The organism is Streptomyces liliiviolaceus (assembly GCF_018070025.1).
Lineage (GTDB): Bacteria > Actinomycetota > Actinomycetes > Streptomycetales > Streptomycetaceae > Streptomyces > Streptomyces liliiviolaceus.
Genome location: NZ_JAGPYQ010000001.1, coordinates 3,628,566 through 3,642,924, shown reverse-complemented (window position 1 = coordinate 3,642,924; position 14,359 = coordinate 3,628,566). Strand labels below are relative to the sequence as shown.

Below are 14,359 nucleotides of genomic sequence, written 5' to 3'. Positions count from 1 at the left end.
GAGGAGGGCGCCGACCCGGACCGGGTCGGCGCCCCTCCTCGCGTCACGGCTCCGCGCCGGGCGGGCCCGGCGCTGGTGGGCGGTCTGTCTCACCGGGCGGGCGCGGCGTTCGGCCGGCTGTCTCGCCGGGCGGCTTGGCGCTGGGCGGCACGGAAGCCGGGCGGCTTCACGCCGACCGTCGGGGCGGGGCGGCCGGCCACACCGGCGGCGGGCACGCCGAAGGGGTGGCCACCTCGGCGGTGGTCACCCCTTCTTGCGTGCGTCTGCTCGGCCTGAACCCGGTGGGCTACTGGCCGCCCTGCTCGTCACGGCGCCGCTGCCAGCGCTGTTCGATGCGGTCCATCATGGAGCGCCGCTGCCGACCCTGACGACGGGCCTGCGGAGCACCCGGCGCACCCGCCGCGGGCTGTTCACCCGGCTTGGGGGCTTTGCGCCAACCGGTGACGGCGAGCACCGCGCAGCCCAGCATGACGAGAAAACCCACCACGCTGACCCAGATCTGCTGTGCGACCATTCCGGCCATGAGGAGCGCGATACCTACGAGGAAGCCGGCGACCGCCTGGTAGACCCGTCGCCGGGTGTACGTACGCAGCCCGCTTCCCTCAAGCGCTGTCGCGAACTTGGGATCTTCGGCGTACAGCGCTCGCTCCATCTGCTCGAGCATTCGCTGCTCGTGCTCCGAGAGCGGCACGGCGTCCTCCTCATCGTGCAGTCGCCGGGGCGACCGGGGGTCCCCTTCAGGATAGGCAGGGAATCGCCCCCGTGAAACCCGCCCCTCTGCGCCAATTCGCCAACCGGAACCCGCCATGGCTTTCCGATCCACTGAGGCGTAGATTCCCCAGCGACCGGCCCGTCATGCCGGACGGTCTCCCCCGATCATACGGCTCCGAGCGCCCGATCGGGGGGCCTGTGGCGTACTCCATCTGCTGTCGCGCCCCTGATCAGCGGTGCGACGCGGGTGGCGGCTCACCCCTCGTGCGACTCCCGCGTCTCACCGAGCACATGAAGCTGCGTGGCAACAGAGTGGAAGGCGGCGAGTTCGGCGGCCGCGGTCTCCAGTTTCAGCAGGGCGTCCAGGGCGCCCGGCTCGGTGTCCACGAGGACCCCGGGGACCAGGTCCGCGAAGACCCGGACGCCGTGCACCGAGGCCACGCCGAGGCCCGCGGCCTCGACCAGAGCGGTGAGCTGGTCGGCCGTGAAGCGGTGCGGAACAGGATCACCCTCGCCCCAGCGGCCGTCCGGGTCACTGAGGGCCTGGCGGGCCTCCGTGAAGTGTCCGGCGAGGGCCCGCGCGAGCACGGCGCCGCCCAGTCCGGCGGCGAGCAGGCTCAGCACGCCCTCGGCACGCAGCGCGCCGACGGCGTTGCGCAGGCCCTCGGCGGGGTCGTCCATGTACTCAAGGACGCCATGGCACAGCACCGCGTCGTAGCCGCCGCGCTCGACGACGTCGAAGAGGCCGTGGGCATCGCCCTGGACCCCCTGGACGCGGTCGGCGACATCCGCCTCGGCGGCCCGGCGCTCCAGTGCGAACAGCGCGTTCGGGCTGGGGTCCACGACGGTGACGCGGTGGCCGAGCCGGGCCACGGGCACCGCGAAGTTGCCGCTGCCGCCTCCGGTGTCGAGCACGTCCAGCGACTCCCGGCCCGTGGCCTTGACCCGGCGGTCGAGGGCGTCCTTCAGAACGTCCCAGACCACGGCCGTACGGAGCGAGGCACGGGGACTGGAGGGGCCGGAGCGCGGCGACGCCGATTCAGGGCGGCGGTGGGAGACGGGCGGGCGCATCGGGTCCGACACGGCAGTTGACTCCTCGGCGCGGCACCGCCTCGGTACGGCGGAGCGATGGGCATACCTCCCCCGCCGTGTCCGGCGCCGGGGAGATTCAGGCATCCCAACCCTATTGCCTCACGCCCGCTGCCCGGCCCCCCGTCTCGCGCGCCGGACGCACGCCCCTCACCGGCCCGGACGCCCCGGCGGGCATCCGGCCGGGAACCACGGCTGGGCAGCCGGGTGGACAGCCGGACGGGGTCCGGGTCCAGGCCCCCTCATCGTCATCAGCCCGCGTCCGGGACGTCCGTCACGTCCCGGGGCCCCGGCACGATCCGGGTCTCCAGGGCGGCCTGACCGCCCTGGAGACCATGCCCGCCCTGCCCTCCCTGCCCGCCCTCGTGCCGCGGCTGCGGCAGCACCGGCTGGAGCACCAGCATGCGTTCGACGAGGCGGAGGAACATCGCCACGTCACGCAGCAGGTCGTCGGCGTCCCGGATGCTGGCGGCGCCCTGGATGCCGGCCTCCGCGCGGGCCCGGCGGCGGGCTCCCGAGGCGAACAGCACGCTCCACTCGGCGAGTTCGGGCGCTATCTCGGGCAGCACTTCCCAAGCGCTCCGGATCTTGGCCCGGCGCCTCTCGGTGGTCTCGGGCCGGCCGCGGGCGGCGAGCACGGCCGCGGCGGTGCGCAGGGCGGCCAGATGGGCCGTCGCGTACCGGTCGTTCGGCATTTCCAGCAGGGCCGCCTCGTCGAGTCCGGCGCGAGCCTGGGCGAGCAGATCGAGGGCGGCGGGCGGGGCCGTGGAACGGCGGAGCACGGGATGCACGTCGCTCGCCGGTCCGGTCAGTGAGGGGGCAGGGCCGGTGGCGCGGCGCCGACGGGCGGCGGCTGCGGATGAGCTGGCCATGACGAACCTCCTGTCGTCGTGTGACGGCACACTCCGACGGGAGATGCCGTATGTGCTTATCGTGCGGTATGCCACTGACAATCCGTTCTGACCTGCGCTTTTGCTTCGCTCAAAGGTTCGGAGTAGCTTTTGCACTGACCAGTCAGTTCAAAAACTTTGCGCTTCGGCCGGTGCGAGAAACGGCCGAAGGACCCGGAGGGTGGGGGAAGTTGTGGACGGTCCGCACGGACTCGGCGTCACGGCCGAGGACTTCGGGCTCAGGGGACCCCGCGGCTGGGCGTTCCGCGGCGTGGACGTCGACGCGGAGCCCGGCTCGCTGATCGCGGTCGAGGGACCGTCGGGCTCGGGCCGTACGTGTCTGCTGCTGGCGCTCACCGGACGGATGAAGCCCACCGAGGGACACGCGAGAGTGGGGCTCTTCGAGCTGCCGAAGCAGATGGCGGCGGTCCGCCGGGTCAGCGCGCCGGCGCATGTGCCCGGCGTCACCGACCTGGAGCCCGCGCTGTCCGTCGCCGAGCACCTCCGGGAGCGCGCACTGCTGCAACGGCGGTTCGGCGGCTCCGTGCGCGGGCTGCTGCGACCGCGGCAGGAGCGGCTGACGGAGGCCCGGCTGCGGGTCGACACCGCGTTGGCCGCCGCCGGACTCGACCCGGCGACCCTGCCCAAGGGTTCCAGGACCGCCGTTCGGGACCTGGAGCGCCTGGAGGCGCTGCGGCTGTCCGTGGCCCTCGCCCTGATCGGCCGCCCCCGGCTGCTCGGCATCGACGACACCGACCTGAAGCTCCCGGACGCCGAACGGACCGAGGTCTGGGCGCTGCTGCGGTCCCTGACCGAGGCCGGGACCACGGTCGTGGCGGTGTGCAGCGAGGCCCCCGAAGGCGCGGTCGTGGTGTCCACGGGATCCGCCGACACACCGGCCCACGACCTGGACCGGCCCGACGACCACGACAAGGAGACGGTGGATGCGCTCGCCGAAACTGGCCGCGCTTGAGCTCAGGCGCTTCGGCAGGGGCAGGCTCCCGCGCGCGGCGCTGGCCGCGCTCCTGCTGCTGCCCCTGCTGTACGGCGCCCTCTACCTGTGGTCGTTCTGGGACCCGTACGGCCGTCTCGACCGCATCCCCGTGGCGCTGGTGAACGACGACCGGGGAGCCACCGCCGCCGACGAGAAGGTCGTGCTGGGCGACGAGATCACCAAGGGGCTGCGCAGGAGCGACACCTTCGAGTGGCACGAGGTGAGCGCGGCCGAGGCCCGTGAGGGGGTCGAGAACGGCGATTACTACCTGTCGCTGACCATGCCGTCCGACTTCAGCAGGAGGATCGCCTCCAGTTCGGGCGACTCCCCGGAGACGGGCGCCCTCCAGGTGCGTACGAACGACGCGAACAACTACATCGTCGGGCAGATCTCGCGGACGGTCTTCAGCGAGGTGCGCACGGCCGCCTCGACCAAGGCCGCACGGTCGTTCCTCGACAAGATCTACATCTCGTTCTCCGACCTCCACGGCAAGACCCAGAAGGCCGCCGAGGGGGCCGACACCCTCTCCGGTGGCATCGGGAAGGCGAAGAAGGGCTCGAAGGACCTCGCGGACGGCCTCGCGGACGCCGAGAAGGGCAGCGGCAGGCTCGCCGCCGGGCTGAAGAAGCTCGACACGGGAGCGGGCGACCTGGAGGACGGCTCACGGCAGGTCTCCGAGGGCACGCAGACCCTCGCGGACAAGGTCAACGGCGTCGCGGACGAGGTGGGGCCCTTCCTGAAGGACAACGAGAAGGAGATCGGCGACACCGCCCGGCTCGTCGCGGACTCCGCCTCGGTCGTCCGCGACAACCTCGACACGCTGGCGAGGACCGCGCCGACCGCCGCCAGGAGTGCGCACACCGCCTCCGACACGCTGAACGGCGTCTACGAGGCGCGCTGCGAGGACCAGGACCTGCCGCTGCCCGACACCGCCTGCCCGGACCTGAAGAAGGCCAGGGACGCGGCGGCGGACGTGGCGGAGGTCGCCGACGACGTCGACACCCTGGTGGCCGGGCAGAACGGCGACCTGAAGACGCTGGACAAGCATCTGGCCACCCTGGAGAAGCAGGCGCGGGCGCTGGCCGACCGCTCCCCGCATCTGTCCGAGGACCTCGCCACGGCCGTCTCGAAGATCAACCAGCTCAACAAGGGGGCCGGGAAGGTCGCCAAGGGGGCCGAGACCCTGCACACGGGGCTCGGCACGGCCAAGAAGGGCGCGACCGACCTCGACAGCGGGATCGGCCGGCTCGGGACGGGAGCGAGCGACCTCGAAGGGGGCATGTACAAGCTCACCGACGGCTCGGGGAAGCTCGCGGGCGGCCTCCACGACGGCGCGGGGAAGATCCCGGACTACGACAAGAAGGACCGTGATCAGCGCACCGGGGTCATGGCCGACCCCGTGCAGCTCGCTTCGAAGGACCTGCACAAGGCGCCCAACTACGGCACCGGTTTCGCCCCGTACTTCATTCCGCTCTCCCTGTGGGTGGGTGCGATGGTCGCCTACATGCTGATCCCGCCGCTCAACCGGCGCGCGCTCGCCGCGGGCGCCCCCGCCTGGCGGATCGCGCTGGCGGGCTGGCTGCCGGTGGCCGCCCTGGGAGTGCTGCAGACGGTCGCGCTGATGTCCGTACTGCACTGGGCGATCGGTCTGGAGGCGGTGCGGGCGGCCGGGACGGTGGCCTTCCTGTTCCTGGTGACGGCCTGTTTCGCAGCGATCGTGCAGTGGCTCAACGCACGCTTCGGAGCGGCCGGGCGGATCCTCGTGCTCGCGCTCCTGATGCTCCAGCTGACCTCGGCCGGCGGCACGTATCCCGTGCAGACCAGCCCGGGTTTCTTCAACGCGATCCACCCCTTCATGCCGATGAGTCACGTCGTCGACGCCCTGAGGAGACTCATCACGGGCGGCGGTCTGGGACCGGTCTGGCAGGCGTGCGCCGTCCTCGTCGCCTTCACCCTGGGGGCCCTCGCGCTCACCGCGGTGTCCGCGCGGCGCCGGCAGGTGTGGACCCTGGATCGACTTCACCCGGAGCTGAGCCTGTGACAATCGGGGCCATGGAAAGCAGCAGGACGGTGGACAGCGGCGGCGGCCGGCGGCAGGCGACCCGGCAGAAGCTCTACGAGGCGGCGGTGACCCTCATCGCCGAACAGGGCTTCTCCGCCACCACCGTGGACGAGATCGCCGAGCGTGCCGGAGTGGCGAAGGGCACGGTCTACTACAACTTCGCGAGCAAGTCCGTCCTCTTCGAAGAGCTGCTCCGGCACGGGGTGGGACTGCTCACCGCCTCGCTGCGGGAGGCGGTCGAGAGGACCGACGAGGAGGGCGGCAGCCGGGTCGACGCACTGGACGCGATGATCCGGGCGGGTCTCGTCTTCATCGGCCGCTACCCGGCCTTCACCCAGCTGTACGTGGCGGAGCTGTGGCGCACCAACCGCGCCTGGCAGTCCACGCTGATGGTGGTCAGGCAGCAGGCCGTCGCGGTCGTCGAGGACGTCCTGCGCGACGGGATCGCGAGCGGTGAACTGAGCGACGAGATCGACACCCCGCTGACGGCGGCGGCGCTGGTCGGCATGGTGCTGGTGGCGGCTCTGGACTGGCAGGCGTTCCAGCCGCAGCGCACCCTGGACGACGTCCACGCGGCGCTGTCCCTGCTGCTCCAGGGAAGGGTCGGCGGCGGGCGCCTCGGACCCGGGTGACACAGCGGCACGGCGGACACGGCCGAGACAGCAGACACGGCGGAGACGGCAGCAACAGGAGGGGCGCCAGTCCGGAGTGGCCGCGTCCCCCGCGGGCCACGCCTGACCGGCGCCCCTCCTGTGCTCCCCCGTGCTTCCCCCCGTACATCCCCCGGTGGTCCCCGACGGTTCCCCCCGTTCCGGTCTCCCTCGGGCCCCCCGTGCCTCGCTCCCGCCGAGTGATCGGCGGAAGGAGCGGTAGAGGGCGCCGCGCCGTTCCGCCGCCCCGTGTCGGCGGTACCGGAGCCGCGCCCCTTTCCGTGCCTCCACTCTCTCGTTCGCGCAGGTGGGAACCCATCCGCGCGCGTACTCAACTCACTCCCTAGGTACGCGTACTCAGCCCTGCGCGCTCATGCCCAGGACGCGCCGTTGCCGACTGGTTACGATCGCGTCCGTGTCCGTACTCCCCCTGGTGTTCACCAGCGGCTGGGCCAGCGGTGTCAACGCGTACGCGGTGGTGCTGCTCCTCGGCCTCTTCGGCGCGACCGGCCTGACCGACGAGGTCCCCGAGTCGCTGCAGCGTCCTGAAGTCCTCGTCGTGGCCGGCGTCCTGTTCGTCTGCGAGGCCTTCGCCGACAAGATCCCGTACGTGGACTCGGTGTGGGACACCGTGCACACGGTGATCCGCCCGGTGTCGGGAGCCGTCGTCGCGGCGCTGCTCGCCGGGCAGAGCGGTTCGCTGTCCGAGCTGGCGGCCGGGGCGATCGGCGGTTCCTCCGCCCTCGCCAGCCACACCGTCAAGGCCGGGACGCGGATGGCGATCAACACCTCGCCGGAACCGTTCAGCAATGTCGTGATGAGCACCGCGGAGGATCTCGGGGTCGCCGGGATCCTGACCTTCGCGATGTTCCACCCCGAGGCCGCGGCGATCATCGCGGGTGTCCTGCTGCTGGCCGGTCTGCTGGTGCTCTACTTCCTGGTCTCGCGGATCAAACGGTTCCTGCGGCGCCGGGCCCAGCGCCGCGAGGAGAAGCGGCTCGTGGACCGGCTCGGGCCGCCACCGCCCGGCTGACCCCGGCCGATCCCGGCGGGCTCCCGGGGCCGCGGGCCCGTTGTCGGTGGCGGCCGATAAAGTCCCTGGCATGGCACGGATTGTGGTGATCGGCGCCGGGATGGGCGCGATGGCGGCCGCTGCCCGGCTGGCCGTCGCGGGCCACCGGGTGACGGTGTACGAGCGGGCGGCGACGTACGGCGGAGCGGTGGGCCGCTTCGAGCGCGACGGGTTCTCCTTCGACACGGGCCCCGGGCTGCTCCAGTTGCCCGCGGTCTACCGCGATCTGTTCGTGAAGACCGGCAAGGAGCCCCTGGAGGCGTGCGTCGACCTGGTCCAGGTCGACCCGGCGGCGCGGCACGTCTTCGCCGACGGCACGGAGGTCTCGCTGCCCAACGCCTCGCGCGCGGGCGTCGTCTCGGCCCTGGACGGGGCCCTGGGCGCGGGCGCGGGTGAGCGCTGGGGCGACTTCCTGGTGCGGGCCCGCGAGGCCTGGGACCGGACGCGCAGACCGCTCCTGGAAGAGCCGCTGTGGGCCGACTGGCAGGTGCTGGGCGAGCGCGAGCCCTACCCCGCGCTGCGGCAGCGGCGCCTGCTGCGTACCCGTACGGCGACCCGGCTCGCGGAGGTCGGCGCCCGGGAGCTGGGCGACCCCCGCCTCGCCGCCCTCCTGGAGAGCTACGCGCTGGCGTACGGCCTCGACCCGCGCGCGGTCCCTGCGAGCGCGGCCGTCCTGCCGTACATGGAGCACGCCTTCGGCGCGTGGTACGTGCGCGGCGGGATCCGCGAGCTGGCACGGGCCGTGCACGAGCGGTGCGTGGCCCGGCGGGTGGAGTTCGTCTTCGGGGCCGAGGTCGCCGCGGTCACCGAGAAGGACGGCCGGGCGACCGGCGTGGAGCTGCGCGACGGCACCGTCACCGAGGCGGACTTCGTGGTGGGCGGTCCGCCGGAGCTGCTGAAGAGCCTGACGGGCCGCGACGATCTGCACGGGGGCGAGGCACCCGGGCCGCGGCCCGCGCCCCCGTCCTGCGGCAAGGTCGTGGTCTGCCTCGCCCTGCGCGGCCAGCGCGAGGCGGGCGCCGCGCACCGCACGGTCGTGCACGCACCGGACCGGGCCGAGGAGCTGGACCACACCTTCACGGCAGGTGCGGCGGCGCCGCGGCCCACGGTGTGGGTGGACCGCCCGGACGATCCGCTGCTGCGCCCGGACTACGCCCACGAGTCCGTGGTGCTCACGGCGACGGTGCCGTCCCTCGCGCACCACGACTGGGCGGCGGCCGGTGCCGCCGACGCCTTCGCGGACCGTATGGTCGCCGCCGCGGAGCGGGCCGTGCCGGAGCTGCGCGGGCGTGTGCTGTGGCGCGAGGTACGGACGCCCCTGCACACGGAGCGGGAGACCGGAGCCCGGGGCGGCGGTGTGCCCGCTCCCGCGCTGGCCGGCGAGGGCGGCGCACGCCTGCGGCCGGGCAACACCACCCGCATACCGGGGCTGTTCGCGGTCGGCGGCTGGGCGCACCCCGGCGGCGGGCTTCCGCACGCCGGGATGTCGGGGTCGCTGGTCGCCGGACTGATCGTGGAGGGGCCGGACTTCAGGGGTTCGCAGTGACGGTGGCGGTGCCGCCCGGTTGAGACGGCACCGGTACGGGAGTCAGTACCGGTACTGCTGCCCGTCGTACCCGCCCTGCTGCTGGCCGTTGCCCTCGTACGGATACGGCTGCTCCGGCGGAAGTTCGCCGCCGTACGGGTCCTCGGTGGTCCGCTGCTGCGGCACCCAGACCCCGCCGGGCGGAGTGTTCTCGCCGCCGTTGTAGGCGCCCGCCGCGTACTGGTCCTGCTCGTAGCCCTGCTGTCCCTGCTGCCCGTACTGCTGCTGCGAGCTGTCGTAGGACTGGCCGTAGGAGGCGGCGTCGTAGGACTGCGAGCCGACGTACGGGTCGGAGTAGGCGGCGTACTGCTGCTGTCCGGTGTCGTAGCCGTACTGCTGCTGGTCGTAGCCCGAGTAGCCGTCGTACCCGTAGTTCTGGGCGAACTGGTCCTGGGACTGGCCCTGGTCGGTCTGGCCGCCCTGCGCCTGTGCCTGGGCGGAGGCGGCGTACGCGGCGTCGGCGGCCGCCGCGTAGGCGGCTTCGCTGTAGACGCCGTACTGGCCGGTCTCGTCGGGCAGCGGCTGCGGCTCGTAGACGGCGGTGGACTCGGCGGCGTTCGTCGGGCGCTGCCCGAAAACCGATTCCTCGCGCCCGAAGGCGTCGTCCGCGCCGAAGCTCTCGCCGCGGCCGAAGTCGTCCTGAGGATACGTTCCGCTCTGTCCCGCCTGGAGGTCCGTGACTTCCAGGGTCGGTTCCTGGCGGTCGGGTTCGCCGCGGCGGCGCTTGGTGATGCCCGGCCGTCCGGCGACGGCCCAGCCGGCCGCGAAGCCGCTGCGGAACGACAGCGTGACGTACGTCTGCCCGACGGCGAAGGCGGCAGCACCGAGACCGATGACCACCACCGACGGGATCAGGACACCGAGGACCACCCCGAGGAAGCCGCCGAAGGCCAGCAGCCGCCAGCGCAGCCGCGCCTTGTACTGCAGCAGCACCTCGCCCAGCAGCCACAGCGCGACGATGCCGAATGCGATGTAGAGGACCGTCCAGCCCATGTACGCCCCTCTCCCAGATGCCGCTACGCAGTGTGTCGTATCACGATGCGACCGGTCTAGGCCTGCTGTGGGTGATGCAGACCCAGGTTCTCGTAGATTTCCAGCGTCGCGGTGGAGTTGTTCAACGTGATGAAATGCAGTCCGGGGACTCCCTCGGCCAGCAGCGTCGCGCAGAACTCCGTGGCGAACTCGATGCCAATGGAGCGTACAGCCGCCGGATCGTCTTTGGCTGTGAGGATCCGCTCTTTCAGGGCATCCGGGAACGAGGCGTTGCTGAGTTGAGGCAATCGCTCCAACATCTTCACGCTGGTCACCGGCATCACCTCGGGGATGACCGGCGTATCGCAGCCCGCCGCGTCGACCCGGTCACGCAGTCGCAGGTAGGCGTCCGGGCGGAAGAACATCTGCGTGATCGCGTAGTCGGCGCCGGCCCGGCACTTGTCGACGAAGTTCGTCACGTCCGCGTCCCAGTCCGCGGACCTCGGATGCATCTCCGGGAAGGCGGCGACGCCCACGCAGAAATCGCCGGACTCCTTGATGAGCCGGACCAGTTCGGCCGCGTACGTGAGGCCCTGGGGGTGTGCCACCCAGTCGGCCATGGGGTCGCCGGGCGGGTCGCCGCGCACGGCGAGCATGTTCCGGATCCCGGCGTCCGCGTACTGGCCGATGATGTTGCGCAGTTCCGCGATGGAGTGGTCGACCGCGGTGAGGTGGGCGACCGGGGTGAGCGTCGTGTCGGCGACGATCTGCTCGGTCGCCTTGACCGTGCCGGCGCGGGTGGTGCCGCCCGCGCCGTACGTCACGGAGACGAAGCTGGGGGCGACCGCCTCGACCCTGCGCAGCGCGTTCCACAGGTTCCGCTCGCCTTTTTCGGTCTTCGGCGCCCAGAACTCGAACGAGAAGGTCGTCTTGCCGGTCGCGAGCATGTCGCGCACGGTGCGTGCGCGGTCAGTCCTGGTGGAAGCAGATCCGAGGGCCATACCCGCAGGTTAGCCAGGGGGAGACGGTCCCCCAACCGGATGTGGAGAATTTGCCCGATTTGTCGACTTGTTGTCCACTCCTCGGACAACCGGCGCTCGACCGATCCTGGATCGGCGGGCACGGAGCGTGCGATTCACGCCGCCCGGAGCCGCTTGGCGAACTCCGCCGCCGCCGCGCCGGGGTCGTCGGCCTCGGTGATCGCCCGTACGACGACGACGCGGCGGGCGCCCGCTTCGAGCACCTCGTCGAGGTTGCCGAGGTCGATCCCGCCGATGGCGAACCAGGGGCGGTCCGTGCCGAGCGCGGCCGTGTGCCGGACCAGGTCGAGGCCCGGTGCGTGGCGGCCGGGCTTGGTGGGGGTCGGCCAGCAGGGGCCGGTGCAGAAGTAGTCCACGCCGTCCTGGACGGCGGCGGCCGAGGCCTCCGGTCCCGCGTGCGTGGAGCGGCCGATCAGGACCTCGTCGCCGAGGATCGCGCGGGCCGCGGGGACGGGGAGGTCTCCCTGGCCGAGGTGCAGGACGTCGGCTCCGGCGGCGTGGGCGACGTCGGCGCGGTCGTTCACCGCGAGGAGCCTGCCGTGCCGGCGGCAGGCGTCCGCGAACACCGCGAGGTGCTCCAGCTCCTCGGCCGCCTCCATGCCCTTGTCCCGCAGCTGCACGATGTCCACGCCGCCCGCGAGGACCGCGTCCAGGAAGGCGGCGAGGTCGCCCTGGCGCCTGCGGGCGTCCGTGCAGAGGTAGACCCGGGCGTCGGCGAGCTGCGCGCGTGCGGTGGATTCGGGCATGCGTGGGTCCCCCGTGTGGTGTCGGTGGCGTACGGGCCGCGGGCCCGGTCCTGTCTTCACGGCCCGCGGCCCGCGGCCCGTACGCCGTGCGGCGTTGCGGTTGTGCGGTGTCCTCGGGTCAGACGGCGAGCGCCTGGGCGCGGCGCTTCACCTCCGTGCCGCGATTCTCACTCAGAGCCTGCGCGGGGGTGCCGGGCAGGCTCTCGTCGGGGGTGAAGAGCCATTCCAGGATCTCTTCGTCGTTGAAGCCGTCGTCCCGCAGGAGCGTCAGGGTGCCGGAGAGGCCCTTGACGACCTTCTGTTCGTCCACGTCGATGAATGCGGCGGGGACGTGCAGCGCGCGGTTCTCACCACGGCGTACGGCGATCAGCTGGCCTTCCCTGACCAGCTGCCGGACGCGCGTCACCTCGACGCCGAACTTTTCGGCGATGTCGGGGAGGGTGAGCCAGGCGGGGACGAGAGCATCGATCTTTGCGTCAATCTCGGTCACGGGTACAAGCCTGCCATCTCCCACTGACAGCCGGTACCCGGGCGGTCCGCCCGGCCCTGGACCGGGCGGCTCAACGGCGGCTCGTCGGGTACGGGCCGTCCGTGGCCGGTCGCGCAGTTCCCCGCGCCCCTTAACCCCCCGGTCGTTCGCCGTCCGCGGGCCCGGTGGGGGCTGAGCGCGCAGTTCCCCGCGCCCCTCAACCCCCGGTCGCTCGTCGTCTGCGGCCCGGTGGGGGCTGAGCGCGCAGTTCCCCGCGCCCCCAAGAACGAAAGGCCGGGGCGCAGCCCCGCCTTTCAGGGGCGCGGGGAACTGCGCGGCCCGCCCCCACCGGGGCCGCGGACGACGAACCGTCGGCTAGAGCGCCGCCCGCTTCAAGGGGCGCGACGGGTCCGTCAGGAGGTCCGGGTCCATTCGGGTGCCGGACTCGATCAGCCGGCGCCCCTGCGCAAGGTCCCGCGGCCGCCCCACCGCCAGGACCGCCACCAGCCGCCCCTCCCGGAGCCAGCACACCGACCAGGAGGGCCCCGCCGGATCCCCCCGCCACAGCAGCGCGTCAGCGTCCCCGTGGTGCCCCGCGTACTGGACGAAGCGGCCGAACTGCTCGGACCAGAAGTACGGCACCGGGTCGTACGGCGCGGGCGTCTCCCCCACGATGTTCGCCGCGACCGTGCGCGGCCCCTGGAGCGCGTTGTCCCAGTGGTGGACCAGCAGCCGCTCCCCGTACCGGCCCGACGGGAACGACGCGCAGTCGCCGACCGCGTACACGTCCGTCAGGGAGGTGCGCAGATGGTCGTCCGCGACAACCTCCCGGTGGGCGCCGAGCTCGATCCCCGAACCGGCCAGCCAGGACGTGGCGGGCCGCGCCCCGATCCCGACGACCACGGCGCCCGCGGGCAGCCGCGAGCCGTCGTCCAGCACCACCGCGCCGGGCTCGACGCGCTCCACGCGCGCGTGGGTGCGCAGCGACGCCCCGCTGTCGGCGTACCAGGCGGCCATGGGCGCGGCCACCTCCTCCGGCAGCGCTCCCACGAGCGGTCGGCCGGCGGCCTCGACGACGGTCACCGAGCAGCCCGCCTCACGCGCCGCCGTGGCGAACTCCGCGCCGATCCACCCGGCGCCCACCACGACGATGTCGTGCTGCCGGGCGAGGACGGGCCGCAGCCGTTCGGCGTCGTCGAGGGTGCGCAGCAGATGGACCCCGGGTACGCCGTCGGCGCCCGGCAGCCGGACGGGTTCCGCTCCGGTGGCGAGGACCAGGACGTCGTACGGGACGCGTCCCCCGGCCGTGTCGAGTTCGCGGGCGTCCGGGCGGACGCCGGTCACTTCGAGGCCCAGGCGCAGTTCCACGTCGAGGGTCTCGAAGTCGACGTCGAAGGCGGATCCCTCGGCCTTGCCGAGCAGGACGGCCTTGGACAGCGGCGGGCGGTCGTACGGCTGGTGGGGTTCCGCGCCGATCAGGGTCACGCTGCCCGGGAATCCCTGTTCCCGCAGGGCGACGGCGGTCTGGACCCCTGCCATGCCGGCGCCGACGATCACGACGCGTACGCGCGCCGCCGGGCCCGTTTCCTGTGTCAGCTCGCTCACTCGGTCACCATAGACAGTCGGTGAAATCGTCGGTCAGGGGCGCGGTCGGTGAGCTGTTGCACAACGCCGGATCACGGCGTCAGCCCGGGGCGACCTCTTGGACCACACTCGTCCCGCTGCCCTCCTGGGACTCCCACTCCCAGGTCTCCGTCAGCCGCACCCGGCCGTCGGAGGTCTCGCCGACCTGGGACGCGCAGTGTCCGGACGAGGTGGTTCCGTCCGTCTTCAGCTGTACGTACCGGAAGTCGAGCCGGTCGCCCGCGCGGGTGCCCACGAGGTGGCCGCGCACGACGTCGCCGCCCGTGTACTCGGCCCAGATCACGCCGCCCTGCTCGTGGTACGAGAACCGGGTGCGGGTACCCACCTGGCCCGGTGCCTGGTCGGCCACGGGGGCGAGAACGAGTCCGTCGAGCGAGCGGGCCATGCCGTGAGGCTCCCTACTGGGGTGCGGGACGAAGAGTTAGGGTGGCCAAC

Annotated in this window: 14 protein-coding genes; 5 read left to right on the top strand and 9 right to left on the bottom strand. The window is 72.6% G+C overall.

What is annotated here, in order from left to right; translation table 11 throughout:
* Nucleotides 1-286: 286 nt before the first annotated feature.
* The 3 genes from J8N05_RS15920 to J8N05_RS15910 form a co-directional block, all read right to left on the bottom strand.
* A complete protein-coding gene (locus tag J8N05_RS15920; protein WP_189779038.1) occupies nucleotides 287-691 on the bottom strand; it encodes a DUF3040 domain-containing protein in 405 nt (134 codons plus the stop codon).
* 275 nt (nucleotides 692-966) lie between these two features.
* Nucleotides 967-1,794: a class I SAM-dependent methyltransferase gene (locus J8N05_RS15915; RefSeq protein WP_210883432.1), complete on the bottom strand. Its 828-nt coding sequence runs from the start codon at nucleotides 1,792-1,794 to the stop codon at nucleotides 967-969.
* 257 nt (nucleotides 1,795-2,051) lie between these two features.
* Nucleotides 2,052-2,672: an SAV_6107 family HEPN domain-containing protein gene (locus J8N05_RS15910; RefSeq protein ID WP_247706295.1), complete on the bottom strand. Its 621-nt coding sequence runs from the start codon at nucleotides 2,670-2,672 to the stop codon at nucleotides 2,052-2,054.
* A gap of 211 nt (nucleotides 2,673-2,883) precedes the next feature.
* Here J8N05_RS15910 and J8N05_RS15905 point away from each other — a divergent pair, with 211 nt between their 5' ends.
* The 5 genes from J8N05_RS15905 to J8N05_RS15885 all read left to right on the top strand — a co-directional run bounded on the left by J8N05_RS15905 (nucleotide 2,884) and on the right by J8N05_RS15885 (nucleotide 9,014).
* Nucleotides 2,884-3,663, top strand: coding sequence for an ATP-binding cassette domain-containing protein (locus J8N05_RS15905; protein ID WP_210890206.1), 780 nt, complete (start codon nucleotides 2,884-2,886; stop codon nucleotides 3,661-3,663).
* Nucleotides 3,635-5,725: a YhgE/Pip family protein gene (locus J8N05_RS15900; protein ID WP_210883429.1), complete on the top strand. Its 2,091-nt coding sequence runs from the start codon at nucleotides 3,635-3,637 to the stop codon at nucleotides 5,723-5,725. The genes J8N05_RS15905 and J8N05_RS15900 overlap by 29 nt, the downstream gene beginning before the upstream one ends.
* An 11-nt stretch (nucleotides 5,726-5,736) precedes the next feature.
* Nucleotides 5,737-6,378 carry a TetR/AcrR family transcriptional regulator gene (locus J8N05_RS15895; protein ID WP_210883427.1) on the top strand — a complete coding sequence of 214 codons (642 nt, stop codon included), beginning with the start codon at nucleotides 5,737-5,739 and terminating at the stop codon, nucleotides 6,376-6,378.
* A 433-nt stretch (nucleotides 6,379-6,811) separates the two neighbouring features.
* On the top strand, nucleotides 6,812-7,429 hold the full coding sequence (locus tag J8N05_RS15890) for a DUF4126 domain-containing protein (protein WP_210883425.1): 618 nt from the start codon (nucleotides 6,812-6,814) through the stop codon (nucleotides 7,427-7,429).
* Between the two features lie 70 nt (nucleotides 7,430-7,499).
* Nucleotides 7,500-9,014, top strand: coding sequence for a phytoene desaturase family protein (locus J8N05_RS15885; RefSeq protein WP_210883423.1), 1,515 nt, complete (start codon nucleotides 7,500-7,502; stop codon nucleotides 9,012-9,014).
* A gap of 42 nt (nucleotides 9,015-9,056) precedes the next feature.
* Here J8N05_RS15885 and J8N05_RS15880 read toward each other — a convergent pair whose 3' ends face one another.
* The 6 genes from J8N05_RS15880 to J8N05_RS15855 form a co-directional block, all read right to left on the bottom strand.
* Complete coding sequence (locus J8N05_RS15880) at nucleotides 9,057-10,046, bottom strand: SCO2102 family sporulation regulator (protein WP_210883420.1); 990 nt, start codon at nucleotides 10,044-10,046, stop codon at nucleotides 9,057-9,059.
* Nucleotides 10,047-10,102: 56 nt separating this feature from the next.
* Nucleotides 10,103-11,026 carry a methylenetetrahydrofolate reductase [NAD(P)H] gene (gene metF / locus J8N05_RS15875; protein ID WP_210883417.1) on the bottom strand — a complete coding sequence of 308 codons (924 nt, stop codon included), beginning with the start codon at nucleotides 11,024-11,026 and terminating at the stop codon, nucleotides 10,103-10,105.
* 134 nt (nucleotides 11,027-11,160) lie between these two features.
* Complete coding sequence (gene thiE, locus J8N05_RS15870; protein WP_210883415.1) at nucleotides 11,161-11,811, bottom strand: thiamine phosphate synthase; 651 nt, start codon at nucleotides 11,809-11,811, stop codon at nucleotides 11,161-11,163.
* Nucleotides 11,812-11,929: 118 nt separating this feature from the next.
* Complete coding sequence (locus J8N05_RS15865; protein WP_210883412.1) at nucleotides 11,930-12,301, bottom strand: Rv2175c family DNA-binding protein; 372 nt, start codon at nucleotides 12,299-12,301, stop codon at nucleotides 11,930-11,932.
* 354 nt (nucleotides 12,302-12,655) lie between these two features.
* The gene (locus J8N05_RS15860; RefSeq protein WP_210883410.1) at nucleotides 12,656-13,885 is read right to left on the bottom strand and encodes an NAD(P)/FAD-dependent oxidoreductase; all 1,230 of its coding nucleotides are present in this window, start codon (nucleotides 13,883-13,885) and stop codon (nucleotides 12,656-12,658) included.
* A 79-nt stretch (nucleotides 13,886-13,964) separates the two neighbouring features.
* Nucleotides 13,965-14,309, bottom strand: coding sequence for a hypothetical protein (locus J8N05_RS15855; protein ID WP_210883406.1), 345 nt, complete (start codon nucleotides 14,307-14,309; stop codon nucleotides 13,965-13,967).
* Between the last annotated feature and the right edge of the window lie 50 nt (nucleotides 14,310-14,359).